The following is a 17,597-nucleotide window of genomic DNA, read 5'->3' as shown; positions in this document are numbered from 1 at the left end:
GAGATGACCAAGAACACCGCTCTTCTACAGCGCGTTGAAAGGGGTGCCCATGAGCATTGAGATCTGGCTGGCCTTTGTCGCCGCGTCCACCGCCCTCCTGCTGATCCCCGGCCCAACGGTGCTTTTGGTGCTAAGCTATGCGCTGAGCAAAGGACGCTCCGTTGCGGTCGCCTCCGCCTCCGGTGTGGCGTTTGGGGATTTTGTGGCCATGACGGCATCACTGGCAGGGCTGGGCGCGCTTGTTTTGACCTCAGCCACTTTGTTCACGGCGCTGAAATGGATCGGCGCGGCCTATCTGATTTGGCTGGGGGTTAAGCTGATCCGTTCGGCCCCTGCGGATGGGATTGTCCTGCCCCAAGGCGCGGATGTGACCGGGCGCAAGGTCTTTGGCCATACGGCTGCTGTGACAGCGCTGAACCCGAAATCCATCGCGTTTTTCATCGCTTTTGTGCCGCAGTTCATCACGCCGGATCACCCGCTGTTGCCGCAATTTGTGATCCTGACAACAACCTTTGTCACGCTGGCCGCGCTGAATGCCTTCGCTTATGCGCTTTTGGCCGGCCACCTGCGCGACATTCTCAAACGGCCCTCCCTGATCACCTGGATCACCCGCGCGGGTGGTGCCGCACTGATCACCATGGGCATTTTGACCGCTACTCTCAGACGGAGCACCTCATGAAACGCGTCCAAGACTATATCCGTACCATCGTTGATTTCCCCCATGAGGGGATCATGTTCCGCGATGTGACGACACTTTTTGCCGATCCGCGCGGGTTTCGGATGGCGATTGATCAGATGCTGCATCCCTTTGCCGGTGTCGAGATCGACAAGGTGGTCGGCCTTGAGGCGCGCGGTTTTATCCTAGGCGGTGCCATTGCCCACCAGCTTTCGGTGGGGTTTGTGCCCATCCGCAAGAAAGGCAAACTGCCCGGCACCACGATCAGCCAAGACTACACGCTGGAATACGGCGAAGCGATTGTGGAGATCCACGATGACGCCATTCAGGCGGGTGAAAAGATCCTGGTGGTCGATGACCTGTTGGCGACGGGTGGCACAGCTGAGGCGGGGATAAAACTGATCGAACGTCTGGGGGGTGAGATCATTGCCACGTCCTTTATCATCGACCTGCCTGAACTGGGGGGGCGCAAGAAACTGGAGGCCATGGGGATGGAAGTACATGCCCTGTGCGCGTTTGACGGCCTTTGATGCTTGTTGCGGTTTATCGCATAGGCATTTGCATCCCCCATCGCTGGTAAGGCCTATGGTCTTGGCGGTTCGCAGATCGAAGGGGCGCGTGGGATGTGAGGGTGTATTTGAGTTGTAAAGGAAAGATGAAGCGCAGGGTTCTTACCTGCGTCTGCTGTGGTTTTTGTGAGGTTTCGGTGACGTTTTGAGGCGTGCAGAGCGTCAGGTTTGCGGGCGGATCACGGCGCCGGGGTTCATGATGCCTTGGGGATCAAGGGCTGCTTTGATGGCCCGCATGGCCGAGAGTTTGGCCGGATCACCGTAGCGTTCCAAATCGTCGACCTTGAGCCGGCCCACGCCGTGCTCCGCGCTGACGGAACCGCCCAGTTCGTCCACCAGGTCATGCACGATGCGTTTGATTTGGGGGCGCTCGGCCTCATGATCGGCGCGGGTTTTGCCGGGCATCGGAAAGACGTTGTAGTGCAGGTTGCCATCGCCGACATGGCCAAAGCAGTTGATCCGAAACGCCCCAAGCATGGCGATGCGGGCATTGCCGGTGGTGATAAAGTCCGGCAGCGCGCTGAGCGGGATGGAGATATCATGGCTCGACACGGAGCCGATCCTGCGGTTGGCCTCTGGGATCATTTCGCGCACCTGCCAGAACGCATCTGACTGCTGGGCGCTTTGGGCGATGAGCCCGTCGCTGACCAAGCCGCGTGCGAGGGCGTCGGCAAACAACGTCTCAAGTGCTTCTGCCGGCACCAGGCCGCCGTTCAGACCAACGTCAATCAGCACCGACCATTCAGGCAGGTCCGCAAAGGGCAGGCGCACGTCGGGCAATGTTTCGGCCAGAAAGTCAAAGCCCTGCCGGTGCATCAATTCGAAAGCGCTGACCATTTCACCCAGCTGATCGCGCGCCAGCGACAGCAGATCAAGTGCTGCGCGCGGGCTGTCCACCAGCATCAGCGCTGTGCCGCTTTGGGCAGGCTGCGCAAAGAGCTTGAGCGCCGCGGCGGTGATCACCCCCAGCGTGCCTTCGGCACCAATCAGCAGGTGGCGCAGGTCATAGCCGGTGTTGTTCTTACGCAGACGGGTGAGGCCATGCCAGATCTGTCCGTCCGGCAATACCGCTTCCAGCCCCAGACACAGATCCCGCGCATTGCCATAGCGCAGCACGCCAGTGCCCCCCGCGTTTGTCGCCAGATTGCCGCCAATGCGCGCAGAGCCTTCCGCCGCCAGGGACAACGGGAACAGGCGGTCCACTTGGGCGGCGGCGGATTGCACATCGGCCAGGACCACACCGGCCTCGGCCACCAGGACGTTTTCGTCTGGATAGACGGCGCGCACCTTGTTCATGCGTTCCAACGACAGCACCAGCGGTGCCGGTCCTTCGGGCGCAATCTGTCCGCCGACCAATCCTGTGCCGCCGCCGTATGGTATGACACCGACGCGGGCAGCACCTGCGTGCCGGATCAGCGTTGCCACGTCTTCAACCGTGCGGGGCTGCGCCAGCAGGGCCTCTTGCCCCTGATATCGGCCACGCGGCTCTTCAAGATAGCGGGCCTCAACCGGGCGAAAGACATCCTCGGGCAGATGTTCCAAGAGCTGAGATTTAAAGGCGGTATCGGCGGTATTGAGTGTCATGGGCTGTTGATCTGCGCCAATGCGCCAAGATGCAAGGCGCTATCTTGACACATTAAGGTATTCAGGGCGCAGCACCATGATCGTGGGCCGGGAGGGCAACCGATCCAGCGAGACATCCAGCGATGGACCGCCGACCTCAACAATCGAAAACGTCCCGGTCATGCCTTGCAGAAAATCGTCCAATGCGAATTCCGAAAACCAATGCATCGGGATCACGATTGAGGATTTGAGACGTTTGAGCACTGCGATCATCGTCGGTTGATCCAGGGTATAGCCGCCATCCACCGGGGCCATCACCACATCAAGGCGCCCCAGGGCTGCATATTGCGCAGCATCGGGGGCGTGATGCAGATGGCCAAGATGACCGATGCAAAGCCCCGCCATTTCAAAGACGAAGATTGAGTTGCCGTTCTTTTCAATCCCGGAAAAGGCCGAACGGATGTCGGTGGAAACATTGCGCACCAGCACTTCGCCCAGATCGAGATGATGCGTGACCCCTTCGCCAAATTCCCCCCACCCCGGCAAAACATGAGGGATGGCTGGATCAGGGTTTGCCGTCCAATGCGAGCCATGCGCGTGGTTCATTGTCACCACGTCCGGGATCAGCGGCAGCGTGCCGGTAAAGCCAGTGAAATCTGTCACGATGTTCAGCCCACCATGGCTGCGCACCAGAAAGGACGCATGGGCGATATAGTGCAAATGCACCGTTTCTTGGGCTACCTGAGGCAAGCTGGCTTTGGTGATATAGGCGACGCCGGGTGTGGCTTCGGCCAAGGCAATGCAGTGGCTTGGCGTACGCTCTTGCGCCCAGAGCAATCCAGGCAGAGCGGTCAGAAAAAAAGCAAGATATCGCAGCATGGGGCGCACCTCCTGCCAAAAATACTAGTGCAAGGATCGCTGCGGTCACGACAGAATTGTGCAACTCTGCAGAGGCATGCGGACCACCTGCGCGGATATTGGGCTTTGCCAGGCAAACGCGGGCCGCACGCGAATGTGGATAAGTCACTCCTTTTCGTTGACAGGAATCGCTTGGTGCCTAGCCTGACGCATATGCCAGCCGTTTGGTGCAGCCTCTGGCATCAGGGACAAGACAACCACAGACGGAATGCCATATGCCTGAACACCAAGATGTACCTCACGGCTCTGCCAAAGCAATCATCAGCCTTTCGCCTGACCGGGTGCCAGAATTTATCAACCAAAGCAAAGCGGACAGGTCGCTGTCGCGCATGATGGTTGAGCTGAACCGCCAATTCCGCGACGGGGCGCCGCGTGAACGTGAACTGGCGAAAGAAGCGCTGGTGCGGTTGGGGTTTGTGCTGGCTGACGACTAGGGTCAGGATTGCGGGCCGTCTGTGCAGACAGGATCTTAGCCTGCGTCGGTTTTGCCCCGCCGGTCGCTGCGTAGAGCGGCATAAAGCACATGGGTGCGCCAACGCCCGTCGATCTGTAGATAGCTTTGCGCCACGCCTTCGTATTTGAACCCCGTCTTTTCCAGCAGGCCACGCGACGCCGCGTTTTCAGGCAGGCAGGCGGCCTCAACACGGCTGAGATCAATGCGGGTAAAGGCGTGATGCACCACCGCGTGGATCGCTTCGCGCATGTACCCCTGCCGGATAAACGGCTCTCCCGTCCAATAGCCCAAGGTCCCCGCTTGGGCAGGCCCGCGCCGGATATTATCGAGCGTGATCGCCCCCATGAGCATGTCATCTTCACGCCGGATCAGGAAGAGCGGTAGGGCGGAGCCTTGGCGCACAGAACGCTGCGCCCAGTAAACCCGGTTGGTAAACGCCTTGCGGCTGAGGTGGTCCTCTGCCCAGGTCGGCTCCCATTTGGTGAGGAAATCCCGGCTTTTGATGCGCAGGCTGGTCCAGGGGCGGAAATCAGTATGCGTCGGCGGACGCAGGGTCAAACGCTCCGTTTCAATCTTCACTTTGCGTTTGAGCGACAGCATCAGGCGGCGCGACGCTCCTGCAATTGATCCAAGGCCGGAGCGGCCTCAACCGGCCCGTATAGCGCCAGGGCAGCAGGGGCCGCTTCGGCCAAACGCTGCGCCAGATCACGCACATCACCGGTGGTGACCGCGTCGATCTTTTCAATGGTCTCAGTCAGTGGCGGGATGCGGTCCCAGATCTGGATAAGCCGCGCCAGACGCTCGGCCCGGTTTGAAGGGCTTTCCAGCCCCATCAACAAACCGGCCTTCATTTGCGCACGCGCCCGCGCAACCTCTGCCGGGGACATGTCTGAGGCCGCGCGCTTCATCTCATCTATGGTGATGGTGGCCAGCTCAGGCAGTTGATCCGCGGAGGTGCCTGCATAAATCGTGGTCATGCCAGTGTCGGCATAGGCACCGGCCTGGGCAAAGATCGTATAACACAGCCCGCGGTTTTCACGGATTTCCTGGAACAGCCGCGATGACATGCCGCCGCCCAGGGCAGAGGCATAGATTTGCGCCACATAGATGTCATCAGCGCGGTAGCCGGGCGATTCAAATCCCAGCGCAAAATGCGCCTGTTCCAGCGGTTTGACGCGGCGCATCTCACCACCTGCAAAGCGGGCGGTTTCCATCAGGCTGGGCGCTTTGGGTTCCATATCGCCAAAAAGCGTTTCTGCCAGTTTGACGATCTCATCGTGATCGACCGCCCCTGCTGCAGCCAGGGTCATCTGACCGGGCCCGTAATGCTGCCCGATAAAGCCCTGTAGATCAGCGCGGTTAAATGCCGACACTTTTTCAGACGGTCCCAGAATAGTGCGTCCGAGGGGTTGATCGGGATAGGCTTGTTCTTGCAACCAGTCAAAGATCACGTCATCGGGCGTGTCCAGCGCCTGACCGATCTCTTGCAGGATCACGCCGCGCTCCACCTCAATCTCATGCGGGTCCAAGACGGGGTTGCGCAGAATGTCAGCAATCACATCAAGCCCCAGCGCCACGTCGTTTTCCAACACCCGCACGTAATAGGCCGTCACCTCGCGCGAGGTGTAGGCGTTGATATAGCCGCCCACGTCTTCGATGGTTTCAGCGATCTGCAAAGCGGAGCGGCGCGCGGTGCCCTTAAAGGCCATATGTTCCAGAAAATGGGCAATCCCGTTTTGCTGCGGGGTTTCGTGCCGCCCGCCTGCGGACACCCAGATGCCAATCGCCGCCGAGGCAAGGCCCGGCATATGTTCGGTTACGATGCGAAATCCGTTGGACAGGCGGTGGTCTTGCAAGCTCATGCGTTCAACGCTCCGTTAATATGGGCCTTTAACGCCTCAAGATCGTTGGCCACGCGCGTCAGGCGCTCTGGCCGGTCAAAAAGGTCCGCCATGCGCGCAGGCAGCGGGGGGCGCTGGCCCGTTGCCGCCTCAACAGCATCAGGGAATTTGGCCGGATGGGCGGTGGCCAGGGTGATCATCGGCGTGCCCTCATCGCGCTGCTCTTCGGCCACTTTGACCCCGATCGCGGAATGCGGGCACAACAGCTCACCCGTCTGTTGCAGGCCCTGGGTGATCATTGCGGATGTTTCCTCTTCTGAGGCGCGCCCAGACTTATAGGTCTCTTGCAGCACCTGCATCGCGCCCTGGCTGACGTCAAAACCGCCTGCTGCAAGCTCAGCCATCAATTGTGCAACAGCGCTGCCATCCCGGCCATAGGCATCAAAGAGCGCGCGTTCGAAGTTGGAACTGACCTGGATGTCCATCGACGGGCTGATTGAGGGATGCACAGTGCCCTTATGATACCCCTGGCCCTTCAGGCAGCGGTCCAGAATGTCGTTTTGGTTGGTGGCCACGACCAGATCTTTGATCGGCAGCCCCATCCGCTTGGCGATGTAGCCTGCGAAAATATCGCCAAAGTTGCCCGTGGGCACGGTGAAGGACACCTGCCGCGCAGGTGCGCCAAGCGATACGGCGGAAGAGAAGTAATACACCACCTGCGCCAACACCCGGCCCCAATTGATCGAGTTTACCCCGGCCAGTTTCACACCGTCGCGGAACTCGAAGTCGTTGAACATATCTTTCAGACGCGCCTGACAATCATCGAAATCGCCATCCACCGCCAAGGCATGCACATTGCTTTCCACTGGCGTTGTCATCTGGCGGCGCTGCACCTCACTGACGCGGCCATGGGGATAGAGGATGAACACATCCACATTGTCCAACCCTCGGAACGCCTCAATCGCCGCAGAGCCGGTATCGCCTGACGTGGCCCCAACAATTGTGACCCGCTCGCCCTTGCGGCCCAGGGCCTTTTGAAACATCTGGCCGATCAACTGCATGGCAAAGTCTTTGAACGCCAAGGTGGGGCCGTGAAACAGTTCCAACAGGAAATGATTGGGCGCAAGCTGAACCATGGGCGCGCGCGCGGTGTGCCCGAAGGTGCCATAGGCGTTGGCGATCAGGGTGCGAAATTCATCATCGCTGAAGGTATCGCCGATAAAGGGGCGCATGACGGTAAAGGCCACCTCTTCATAGGATTGTCCGGCCATCGCAGCGATTTGATCCATGCTGAGCGTCGGAATGGTTTCAGGCACATACAGCCCGCCATCACGGGCCAGGCCGGTTAACATGGCCTCTTCGAAACTCAGGGCTGGGGCTGTGCCACGGGTAGAGATGTAACGCATTGGGGTCAGCTTTCAGAAGATGCGCCGCGACGGCGACGCAGAAAAAGAGTGGACATCGCCAGCCAGATGGTAGCCAGCGAAAACCATGTAATGGCGTATTGTAGGTGATCGTTTGGAATGCGGCTGGTGTCTACGGGCAGAGGCGTCACGCCAGAGGCATCCTCCGACACGTTCCGCGCCACGATCAGAATTTCCTGGGTGTCCAATGCCGCAGCCAAGGCGGGGACATCACGGGCGAACCAGATGTTCTTTTCCAAATCAGGCTCAGGCGTGAAGCTGTCGATCTCTTGGGGCCACTGCAAGTTGCCCGTTACGGACAAAAGCGCTGTGGGGATTGGCAGCTCGGCCTGTGCGGTGGGCACAAAGCCGCGGTCCAACAGGACAGCACCCCTTGGCGTCTCAAGCGCCGTGATCAACCGGTACCCCGCACCGATATCTTTTTGGGACACCAGAACGCGGATTGTCTCACCCGTCAGCGTCCCTTCAACAGCCACCGGCAAATAGGCATCCGTTTGCGGATCAGGTGCTGTTGGCAGCGCCACAGGGGCATCGTTGATTCGCGCATCAATCTCGGCGATCACGCCTTCTTTCCACGCAAGACGCTGGACCTGCCAGATGCCCAAGGACACCAGAATGCCAGCGCCCCCAAGGCCAATGATGAAGAAGAAGAGCGCGCGGTTCATGCACCAGTCTCAGCGTCAAAGAAAAAGCGCGCGAACAAGGGTGCCGCGCGCCTTGGGTTTTCAGTGATTGGGGCTGCAGATGCAACCCCGTTGGCCTTAGCCTGGCACGCCCCACATGTAGACGGCGAAGAACAGGAAGAGCCATACAACGTCCACAAAGTGCCAGTACCAAGCCGCAGCTTCAAAGCCCACGTGCTTTTCTGGTGTGAAATCGCCGCGCAGCGCCCGCAGCCAGCAGACAAACAAGAAGATTGTCCCGATGATCACATGCGCGCCGTGAAAGCCTGTTGCCATAAAGAAGTTGGAGAAGAACTTGTCGCCGCCAAACTCCCAGCCTTTGTAGAGCAGGTATGAGTATTCGTAGGCCTGAAGCGCCGTAAAGAGGATGCCCAGAACGATGGAGATCCCAAGGCCCCAAACCAGGTCTTTGCGGTTATTTTCATGTACCAATGCGTGGTGCGCCCAGGTCACGGCACAGCCTGAAAGCAGCAAGATCAACGTGTTGATGAGCGGCAGGTGCAGCGCGTCCACCTGGTAAATCTCTGGCGGGATATACTCAGAGCCGACGTATTCGTTCATCGGGTAGATGGCGTGTTTGAAGAACGACCAGAACCAGGCGGCAAAGAACATCACCTCTGACATGATGAACAGGATAAAGCCGTAACGCAGGCCGATCCGCACGACGGGCGTGTGATCCCCTACGCGGCTTTCCAGCACGACATCGCGCCACCAGCCAAACATGACGTAGAGCACGCCAACAAAGCCCATCCAGAACATGAAGGGTGTGATATCGTGCATCCAAAGCACCGCGCCAAATAGCATGACGAAGCCTGCAACCGCGCCCAACAGGGGCCAGGTTGAGGGGTTGAGGATGTGATAATCGTGGTCTTTTGCGTGCGCCATTGTCCCTTACCTTTGCTTAATTCAGGTCGGTTTCTTCGGTCTGCTCCAAGACGGCATATTCCTCGGGCAGATCTATTTCGTAGAACGTATAGGAAAGCGTGATGGTGTGTACATACTTGCCATCACGGTCCTCAACGATTTCAGGATCGACAAAGAAGCTTACGGGCATCTGCACGGTCTCACCGGGCATCAGCACCTGCTCTTGGAAACAAAAGCAGTCCACTTTGTCAAAGAACGCACCCGCCGTGTAGGGCGTCACGTTATAGCTTGCCTGTCCGGCAATCGGACGGCTGGTGGGGTTGTGCGCTTCATAAAAGGCCAATCCCATCTCACCGATGCGGATCTCCATTTCGCGCTCAACCGGCTTGAATTCCCAAGCCATGTTGTTGTTCAAAGTGCTGTCAAAGCGCACCTTGATCGTCTGATCCAGGATTTCCTGGCTGGCGTTGTCCACCTGTTGCGGTGTGCCGCCAAACCCGGTGACCCGGCAGAACCAATCGTAGAATGGCACAGACGCCCAAGCCAGCCCGCCCATCACCACGACAAGCGATACGGTTTGTGCAACAGTTTTTGTTGGACCTGACAGCGCCATCAGTTTGACCCCTCGGATGATCCGGCGGCCGAGTTTGCAGTGCCCGGCGCGCGGGTAAAGTCGGTTTCGGTGATCTTCACGAATGTCAGCAGCATGATCAGCACGACAAAGGCCGCCAGCATCAGGCCAACACCCACATTGCGGCCCCGGCGGCGTCCGTGAAGCTCATGTTCGGTGCGAATAGCCATTACCAGCCTCCCAACCCATAGGGGCGCAGCGTCGCTTCCAGAAGGATCGCGCCGAAATGCAGGAAGAGATAGTAAAGCGACAGGCGGAAGAACTTACGCTCCACCAGGTAATTATCCGCCTCGGCCATCACCTCATCGCGCTGCCAGATGCGGTAGGCCCCGATCAGGAACAGCGCGTTCAGAACAACCGCAAAGCTCAGGTAGATATAGCCGCCAATGGCGGTAAACCCCGTGCCCACGGCCAGGATCGCCAGCAGCACGGTGTAGGCGATGATATGACGACGTGTTGAGGGGCGGCCATGTGTGACGGTCAGCATTGGCACGTTGGCATCGTCATAGTCCGAGCGCATGAAAAGCGCCAAGGCCCAGAAATGCGGCGGGGTCCACATAAAGATCAGCGCGAACATCAGCCAGGCTTCTACTGAGAAGCTGCCGGTCGCAATGATCCAGCCGATCACCGGTGGAAACGCCCCTGCGGCACCCCCAATCACGATGTTCTGCGGCGTGGCCCGCTTGAGCCACATGGAATAGATCACCGCATAAAACAGGATGGTAAACAGCAGCATCCCAGCGGCCAGCAAATTGGCGCTGAGGCCCAGCATCATAACGGAGAGCCCAGACAGTGCCACGCCCAGCGCCAGTGCCTCACCCGGGGTGACTTTGCCTGCGGGTATGGGCCGTTTGGCCGTGCGCTTCATCACCGCGTCGATGTCAGCATCCCACCACATGTTCAGCGCCCCAGAGGCCCCTGCGCCAATGGCAACAAAGAGGATGGAGGCGAAGCCCACGATAGGGTGCACAGACACCGGTGCCGCCAACATGCCCACCAGGGCCGTAAAGACAACAAGTTGCATCACACGCGGTTTTAGAAGGGCAAAATAATCGCCCAGTTGCGCCTCGTGTTCAGCTGCTGGTGTGTTGGTGATGTCGGTCATCCGGCACCTTCATGCTGGGACGGGGGCGCGCGGCCCCCAACCTTGCTTCAGTTAGAGGCGACCTGCACGCTCTGTGGGATCTCAGCGTATTCATCAATGGCTTTGCCAAGCCACGCTTCATACGCTTCTTCTGAGACCACTTTCACAGTGATCGGCATATAGGCATGGGCCTGACCGCAAAGCTCAGAGCACTGACCGAAATAGACGCCCTCTTGCTCAGCTTTGAACCACAGTTCTGCCAAGCGTCCGGGCACGCCATCTTGCTTGACGCCAAAGGACGGGATCGTCCAGGAGTGGATCACGTCAGAGGCCGTCACCTGCACCACGACGGTTTTGTTCACCGGCACAACAACCGCTGTATCTGTTGCCAGCAGCCATGCTTCGCGGCCATATCCGGCCTCTTCCAGCTTGGCCTGCATCACGTCGCTGTACTGATGCGCGATGGCACCTTTTTCTTCGTCCTCAGCTGTCAGTGTCGCGGGCGCACCGATCATGTAGCTGTCAAAGGCAAAGCCGTCATCGACGTATTCATAAGACCAGTACCACTGGTTGCCGATGGCCTTGATCGTCACATCTGCCTGCGGAATTTCCTGCTGGCGGAAGAGAATGGGCAAGGAATATGCACCAATAAGTACCAGGATAAGGATTGGACCGATGGTCCAGGCCACTTCCACCGGGGTGTGGTGGGTAAAGGTGGCAGGCGTCGGGTTGCGCTTGGCATTGTACCGCACGATCACCCAGCCCATGAGGCCCACCACAAACAATGTGATGACGGTGATGATCACGAGAATCAGCCAATCCAGATCGTGGATGTCCTGGGCCAGACGCGTCACCGCAGGCTGGAAACCTATCCCGCGATCTTGAGGCACGCCAATCACCTCAAGTCCGTCAATCCGCAAGCTGTCTTGAGCAAAAGCAGGCACAGCAGAAAGGCTGGCCATCATCGCGCCTAGAGAAAAAAGATGTTTCATGTGTCGTCCTGATCTTGTGACCGCATGTCGCGTTTGGCTACGTGATGGCACCGGGTCAAGGCACCACCGTTGTTATTCTGGTGCTAACAATCATATTCTTATCACAAGATAAAGACTTTCGGTTGCGTCAAACAGACGCTCAGGCCGATTTCTCAGGCAAATTCAGGATAATCCTTATGACAAGCGTGCGCTTTTCCCCTTTCGAAACCGGTTTGGACCGCGACACAGCGCTATCGGTGCTGCGCGATGCGGTCGCGGGTGCTGATGATGGTGAGTTGTTTTTGGAGCGCCGCCGCTCGGAGGCGCTGATGTTTGATGACGGGCGGCTGAAAACAGCGAGCTATGATGCCTCCGAAGGGTTCGGGCTGCGTGCGGTCCGGGGCGAGGTTGCAGGCTATGCCCATTCCACCGAACTATCCGAGCATGCCTTGCGCCGCGCGGCGGAAACTGCCCGCCTTGCAGTGGGAGACGGCGGCGGCACCTGGGCGGATGCGCCCGAAGGGACCAACAAAAAGCTCTACACCGATGCCGATCCGATCGAAGGCGCGACCTTCCCCGTTAAGGTCGAAACCCTGCGTGAGATCGACAGCTATGTCCGGGATCTTGACCCCCGCGTCGTTCAGGTCACCGCCAGCATCGCCGCGAGCCTGCAAGAGGTTGAGATCCTGCGCCCAGAAGGCACATCTGTTACGGATGTGCGCCCGATGACCCGCGTCCACATCGCTGTCATTGTCGAACATGAAGGCCGTCGCGAAAGCGGGTCAGCCGGGGGCGGCGGGCGGATTGGGCTGGACGGGTTGTTGGCCCCCGAAGACTGGCAGTCAAAAGCGCAAGAGGCATTGCGCATAGCATTGGTCAACCTTGAGGCCGTTCCCGCCCCAGCCGGCGTCATGGACGTCGTCCTTGGCCCGGGCTGGCCGGGTATTTTGCTGCATGAAGCGATTGGGCATGGGCTGGAGGGGGACTTTAACCGCAAAGGCAGCTCTGCTTTTGCCGGCCTGATGGGCACCCAGATCGCGGCCAGAGGCGTAACGGTGTTGGACGACGGCACCATCCCTGACCGGCGCGGCTCAATCTCAGTCGATGACGAAGGAACGCCCTCGGCCAAGAATATTCTGATCGAGGACGGCATGCTGACCGGCTATATGCAAGACCGCCAGAACGCGCGCTTGATGGGCGTGCAAAGCACTGGGAACGGGCGGCGGCAATCCTATGCACATATCCCCATGCCGCGGATGACAAACACCTACATGCTGGGCGGGGATACGGCCCCCGGCGACATCGTCGCGGACCTAAAAGACGGGATCTATGCCGTTGGGTTTGGCGGGGGTCAGGTGGATATCACAAACGGCAAGTTCGTGTTTTCCTGCACCGAAGCCTACCGGGTGGAGAACGGCGTTGTTGGCGCACCGGTCAAGGGGGCCACGTTGATTGGGGATGGTGCCACCGCCCTGCAGCAGATCCGGGCCATTGGCAATGACCCAGCGCTTGATCCAGGCATGGGCAATTGCGGCAAGCAAGGTCAATGGGTGCCGGTTGGCGTGGGCCAGCCGACGCTGATGATCGGCGGATTGACGGTGGGGGGATCAGCGGCCTAAGCGCCAGAAGGCTGGAATTACCATAAACCCTCCGGGCTTCATTCATTCCCTATTAACCAACGCTGCCTATACCTGATTCTGCAACGGACGGAGCTTTGGGATGACTGACAAGGAGCACAATCCTTCTTCCATTCACCCCCCACTCCCACCCACCCCGGAAGACGAACAGTTTGCCAAACTTCGTCTGTTGCGTTCGCGCCGGCTCGGCATTTCGACGTACAAACGTTTGCTGGCTGAACATGGCACTGCGCAGAACGCGCTGGCCGCGCTGCCTTTGGTGGCGCGCGCCGCGGGCGTTTCTGACTACCGCATCTGCCCCGAAGGCGTTGTGGCCGCTGAACTGCGCCAAGCGCAGCGTCTGGGGGCGCATCTGCTCTTTGAAAACGGCCCCGGATATCCCACCTCTTTGTCTGAGCTGAAAGATGCCCCTCCCTTTTTGTGGCTGCTGGGCAATCCTGCCCTGCTGACCCGCCCGATGATCGCACTTGTGGGTGCCCGCAACGCGTCGTCGCTTGGCACACGCATGGCCCGCAGCCTGGCGCGTGATCTGGGGGAGGCCGGGTTTATCGTCGTCTCTGGTCTGGCGCGCGGCATTGACACCGCAGCCCATGAGGCAAGCCTGATCAGCGGCACCATCGCGGTCTGTGCGGGCGGCGTGGATGTCATCTATCCGGCTGAGAACACGCAGCTGGCCGAAGATATACGGCGCAAGGGCGCATGCCTGTCTGAACAAGCCATCGGGCTACAGCCCAAAGCGCGCCATTTCCCCAGCCGCAACCGGATCATATCGGGCCTGTGCCAGGCCACCATTGTGGTGGAAGCGGCCGCACGCTCTGGCAGTTTGATCACCGCCCGCGACGCGCTGGATCAGGGGCGCGAAGTTCTGGCCGTGCCGGGCCATCCGTTTGATGCGCGCGCTGCCGGCAGCAACATGCTGCTGCGGGACGGGGCGACATTGATCCGCAATGCCGCTGATGTGTTGGAGGGGCTTGAGGCCCCCCATGTGCAGCATGCGCCACAGCTCCCTTTGTCGCCCGACCCACCCGAGCGCAGCCTGACGCAGACCGCAGCACTGCATTCGCAGATCCTGTCCCGCCCGGGTCCCTCCCCGCTGGCTGAGGATCAGCTGATCCGTGATTTGCGCGCGCCGGCATCAGATGTGGCCCCCGCACTCGTTGATCTGGAGTTAGAAGGGCATATCGCCCGCAAACCCGGCGGGCTGCTGTGCAAGGTCGTGTAAGGCGAAGGGTTACCTGACGGGATAAAACATCCTGAAACCGGGTCCGTTCTGTGATCACTGGCGGGGAGGCAAAGGGCCGTTTTATGCGATCCCGCGCAAGCCGCACCCGGCTCTGCCACCCTTGCTTTCCCGCCATGGTTGAGGGGCAAATTCTGACACCCCGTCTTTACAAACGGGCGCAATCCGACACTCCAAGCAGTGGGGACGTGAAACAAAAACGCGTCAGTTTCACCCGTAACTTCATTGACAATACCCCCATCCATCCCACATGAGACAGCTCATAGAACCAGTAATTTAGCCCGTGAGGTATTCACATTTATGCCCGTTGTCGTTGTCGAGATCCCCGGCGAAAGCCAAAACGATCAACAAGTATTTGGGCGATAATTACACCGTTTTGGCCTCCTACGGTCACGTCCGTGACCTGCCCCCCAAAGACGGCTCAGTCGATACCGATAACGAATTCGACATGAAGTGGGAGGTCGCCTCCGACAGTAAGAAACATGTCAAAGCGATCGCGGATGCGCTGAAAGAAGACAACGCGCTTATTCTGGCGACGGACCCCGACCGCGAAGGCGAAGCGATCAGCTGGCATTTGCAAGAGGCGCTGACCAAACGCAAATCCATCAAAAAAGACACCCCCGTCAGCCGGGTGGTGTTCAATGCGATCACCAAATCGGCCGTCACCGAAGCCATGCAGAACCCGCGTGATGTGGATATGCCGCTGGTTGAGGCCTATCTGGCGCGCCGCGCGTTGGATTATCTAGTAGGCTTTAACCTGTCGCCGGTGCTGTGGCGCAAACTGCCGGGCGCGAAATCTGCGGGCCGCGTGCAATCGGTCACCCTGCGCATCATCGTGGAGCGTGAGATGGAGATCGAAGCCTTCCGTGCGCGCGAATATTGGTCGGTCAAAGCCATTCTGGCCACCCCGCGCGGGCAAGAGTTCGAAGCGCGTCTGACCACGCTGACTGGCAAGAAGCTGGACAAGTTTGATCTGGCCGACGGCACCCAGGCCGAAATGGCCGTGCAGGCCATTACCTCACGCGATCTCAGCGTCACCTCGGTTGAGGCGAAACCCTCTACCCGCAACCCTTCTGCCCCCTTCATGACCTCAACATTGCAACAAGAGGCCAGCCGCAAGTTCGGCATGGGCGCGCGCCAAACCATGAGCACGGCACAGCGGCTTTATGAGGCGGGCCACATTACATACATGCGGACCGACGGGATCGACATGGCGCCCGAAGCCGTCACCATGGCCCGCGACGCGATCAAAGACCGCTATGGCGCGGAATATGTGCCCGCCGATCCACGTCTCTACAAAAACAAAGCCAAAAACGCGCAAGAGGCGCATGAGTGCATTCGCCCGACGGATATGGCGAAAGATGCCAGTGCGCTGCGGCTCGAATCCGATCAGGCGAAACTTTATGATCTGATCTGGAAACGCACACTGGCGTGCCAGATGGCCTCGGCCAAGCTGGAACGAACCACGGTTGAGATCGGCAGCGCGGATGGCCAGGTGGGTCTGCGCGCAAACGGTCAGGTGGTGCTCTTTGACGGGTTTCTGCGGGTCTATGAAGAAGGCCGCGATGACGTCGTTGATGAAGACGACAAGCGTTTGCCGCAAATCTCTCAGGGCGATGCGATGGAAAAGCGCAGCGTCACGCCAGAGCAGCATTTCACCCAGCCGCCACCCCGCTATACCGAAGCCACACTGGTCAAACGCATGGAAGAGCTGGGCATCGGACGCCCCTCAACCTATGCCAGCATTGTGACCACCATTCAGGACCGCGGCTATGTGCGCCGCGAAGGCCAGCGGCTGATCCCCGAAGACAAGGGGCGGCTGGTGACGGCCTTTCTTGAAAACTATTTCCGTCGCTACATCGGCTATGACTTTACCGCCGATCTGGAAAACCAGCTTGATCAGGTGTCTGCTGCGGATGCCAACTACAAAGACGTGTTGGACACCTTCTGGCGCGATTTCTCTGCCGCGATTGCCGAAACATCTGAGCTGCGCATCACTGAGGTCTTGGAAAAGATCAACGAGGTGCTTGAGCCCCATCTCTTCCCGCCCAATGAGGACGGCACTGATCCGCGTCTGTGTCCCAACTGCGGTGCGGGACGTCTTTCGATGCGTACCGCGCGCTCTGGCGGGGCGTTCATTGGCTGCTCTAACTATCCCGAATGCCGCTATACCCGCCCCTTTGGCCCCCCGAACCCTGAGGCCGAAGCCTCTGCCATCCCCCCTGACGGCAAACTGCTGGGTGAGGATCAGGGCGATGAAATCCGTGTATTCAAGGGCCGTTTCGGCCCCTATGTGCAACGCGGGGAGGTGACGGAAGAAAACAAAAAACCGCCGCGCCAATCCATTCCCAAGGATTGGCCGCCTGAAGAGCTTGAGCTTGAGCGCGCACTGATGCTGCTGTCGCTGCCGCGTGAAATTGGCCCGCACCCCGAAGACGGGATCATGGTCTGGTCCAACATCGGCCGTTACGGCCCCTACCTTAAACACGCACCCTCTACCTCTGATCGGGGCGGCACCAATGCCAATCTGGAAAGCATCGATGAGGTTTTTACCGTGGGCATGAACCGCGCCGTGCAGCTCTTGGCCGAGAAAGTCGCCAGCCGCGGCGGACGCGGCCGCGCGGCCCCGCCCTTGCGTGAGTTGGGCGAACACCCCGAGGTCGGCGGCCCGGTTAATGTGATGAAGGGCAAATATGGCCCTTACGTGAAGTGGGAAAAGATCAACGCGACCATCCCCGACACGATCGACCCCGAAGAGCTGACGATGGCCCAGGCTGTGCATCTGATTGATGAACGCGCGGCAAAGTCCGGCAAAAAGGTCGCGGCCAAGAAAAAGCCAGCTACCAAAAGAAAGCGGCCCCCAAGAAGAAAGCCGCCGCGAAAAAGTAAGGCCACGCGTTCCGCCGCCCAGCAACCCCACTCGCCCGGCCCCCGGCGCGAAACCCCAGCACCCGGCCTTTCCCTGCGCGCGCGCTTGCCGCGCAGGCACCGTCATATCCCGCGAACGCACTCGCAATGACACCGGTGATCGGTTTGACAGCG

Annotated in this window: 16 protein-coding genes and 1 pseudogene; 6 read left to right on the top strand and 11 right to left on the bottom strand. The window is 59.4% G+C overall.

Features of this window, described 5'->3' with window-relative positions:
- The first annotated feature begins 49 nt into the window (after nt 1-49).
- Complete coding sequence (locus ACZ1HM_RS06705) at nt 50-679, top strand: LysE family translocator (protein ID WP_472742088.1); 630 nt, start codon at nt 50-52, stop codon at nt 677-679.
- Nucleotides 676-1,206 (top strand): adenine phosphoribosyltransferase, encoded by a 531-nt coding sequence (locus tag ACZ1HM_RS06700; RefSeq protein ID WP_472742087.1) that lies wholly within the window; start codon nt 676-678, stop codon nt 1,204-1,206. The genes ACZ1HM_RS06705 and ACZ1HM_RS06700 overlap by 4 nt, the downstream gene beginning before the upstream one ends.
- Nucleotides 1,207-1,407: 201 nt before the next feature.
- On the opposite strand, the gene ACZ1HM_RS06695 is transcribed toward ACZ1HM_RS06700, so the two are convergent.
- Both ACZ1HM_RS06695 and ACZ1HM_RS06690 read right to left on the bottom strand, forming a co-directional pair.
- Nucleotides 1,408-2,829: an FAD-binding oxidoreductase gene (locus ACZ1HM_RS06695; RefSeq protein WP_472742086.1), complete on the bottom strand. Its 1,422-nt coding sequence runs from the start codon at nt 2,827-2,829 to the stop codon at nt 1,408-1,410.
- A 39-nt stretch (nt 2,830-2,868) separates the two neighbouring features.
- Nucleotides 2,869-3,687, bottom strand: a complete 819-nt coding sequence (locus tag ACZ1HM_RS06690; RefSeq protein ID WP_472742085.1) for an MBL fold metallo-hydrolase — start codon at nt 3,685-3,687, stop codon at nt 2,869-2,871.
- A gap of 254 nt (nt 3,688-3,941) precedes the next feature.
- Between ACZ1HM_RS06690 and ACZ1HM_RS06685 the strand changes: the two genes are divergently transcribed.
- Nucleotides 3,942-4,160, top strand: coding sequence for a hypothetical protein (locus ACZ1HM_RS06685; RefSeq protein WP_472742084.1), 219 nt, complete (start codon nt 3,942-3,944; stop codon nt 4,158-4,160).
- A 35-nt stretch (nt 4,161-4,195) separates the two neighbouring features.
- On the opposite strand, the gene ACZ1HM_RS06680 is transcribed toward ACZ1HM_RS06685, so the two are convergent.
- From ACZ1HM_RS06680 to coxB, 9 genes are all read right to left on the bottom strand, one after another.
- A complete protein-coding gene (locus ACZ1HM_RS06680; protein WP_472742083.1) occupies nt 4,196-4,780 on the bottom strand; it encodes a GNAT family N-acetyltransferase in 585 nt (194 codons plus the stop codon).
- On the bottom strand, nt 4,780-6,042 hold the full coding sequence (locus ACZ1HM_RS06675; RefSeq protein WP_472742082.1) for a M16 family metallopeptidase: 1,263 nt from the start codon (nt 6,040-6,042) through the stop codon (nt 4,780-4,782). Before ACZ1HM_RS06675 ends, ACZ1HM_RS06680 begins: the two co-directional genes overlap by 1 nt.
- Nucleotides 6,039-7,427 (bottom strand): threonine synthase, encoded by a 1,389-nt coding sequence (thrC, locus tag ACZ1HM_RS06670; protein WP_472742081.1) that lies wholly within the window; start codon nt 7,425-7,427, stop codon nt 6,039-6,041. The genes ACZ1HM_RS06675 and thrC overlap by 4 nt, the downstream gene beginning before the upstream one ends.
- A 5-nt stretch (nt 7,428-7,432) precedes the next feature.
- Nucleotides 7,433-8,110 carry an SURF1 family protein gene (locus tag ACZ1HM_RS06665; protein ID WP_472742080.1) on the bottom strand — a complete coding sequence of 226 codons (678 nt, stop codon included), beginning with the start codon at nt 8,108-8,110 and terminating at the stop codon, nt 7,433-7,435.
- 96 nt (nt 8,111-8,206) lie between these two features.
- Nucleotides 8,207-9,013, bottom strand: coding sequence for a cytochrome c oxidase subunit 3 (locus ACZ1HM_RS06660; RefSeq protein WP_472742079.1), 807 nt, complete (start codon nt 9,011-9,013; stop codon nt 8,207-8,209).
- 16 nt (nt 9,014-9,029) lie between these two features.
- Nucleotides 9,030-9,605 (bottom strand): cytochrome c oxidase assembly protein, encoded by a 576-nt coding sequence (locus tag ACZ1HM_RS06655; protein ID WP_472742078.1) that lies wholly within the window; start codon nt 9,603-9,605, stop codon nt 9,030-9,032.
- Nucleotides 9,605-9,793, bottom strand: a complete 189-nt coding sequence (locus ACZ1HM_RS06650; RefSeq protein ID WP_472742077.1) for a cytochrome C oxidase assembly protein — start codon at nt 9,791-9,793, stop codon at nt 9,605-9,607. The genes ACZ1HM_RS06655 and ACZ1HM_RS06650 overlap by 1 nt, the downstream gene beginning before the upstream one ends.
- On the bottom strand, nt 9,793-10,728 hold the full coding sequence (gene cyoE / locus ACZ1HM_RS06645) for a heme o synthase (protein WP_472742076.1): 936 nt from the start codon (nt 10,726-10,728) through the stop codon (nt 9,793-9,795). Before cyoE ends, ACZ1HM_RS06650 begins: the two co-directional genes overlap by 1 nt.
- Nucleotides 10,729-10,775: 47 nt before the next feature.
- Nucleotides 10,776-11,699 (bottom strand): cytochrome c oxidase subunit II, encoded by a 924-nt coding sequence (coxB, locus tag ACZ1HM_RS06640; RefSeq protein WP_472742075.1) that lies wholly within the window; start codon nt 11,697-11,699, stop codon nt 10,776-10,778.
- Between the two features lie 176 nt (nt 11,700-11,875).
- On the opposite strand from coxB, the gene tldD reads away from it, so the two are divergent.
- From tldD to topA, 3 genes and pseudogenes are all read left to right on the top strand, one after another.
- Nucleotides 11,876-13,297 (top strand): metalloprotease TldD, encoded by a 1,422-nt coding sequence (gene tldD / locus ACZ1HM_RS06635; RefSeq protein WP_472742074.1) that lies wholly within the window; start codon nt 11,876-11,878, stop codon nt 13,295-13,297.
- 100 nt (nt 13,298-13,397) lie between these two features.
- Complete coding sequence (gene dprA / locus ACZ1HM_RS06630) at nt 13,398-14,537, top strand: DNA-processing protein DprA (protein WP_472742073.1); 1,140 nt, start codon at nt 13,398-13,400, stop codon at nt 14,535-14,537.
- Between the two features lie 318 nt (nt 14,538-14,855).
- Nucleotides 14,856-17,574 (top strand): annotated as a pseudogene (topA, locus tag ACZ1HM_RS06625) (type I DNA topoisomerase).
- Nucleotides 17,575-17,597: the final 23 nt, after the last annotated feature.

The organism is Sulfitobacter sp. GN1-4 (assembly GCF_055693825.1).
Note: the sequence above shows the minus strand (reverse complement) of the source record. Positions and strands in the feature narration are given on the sequence as shown.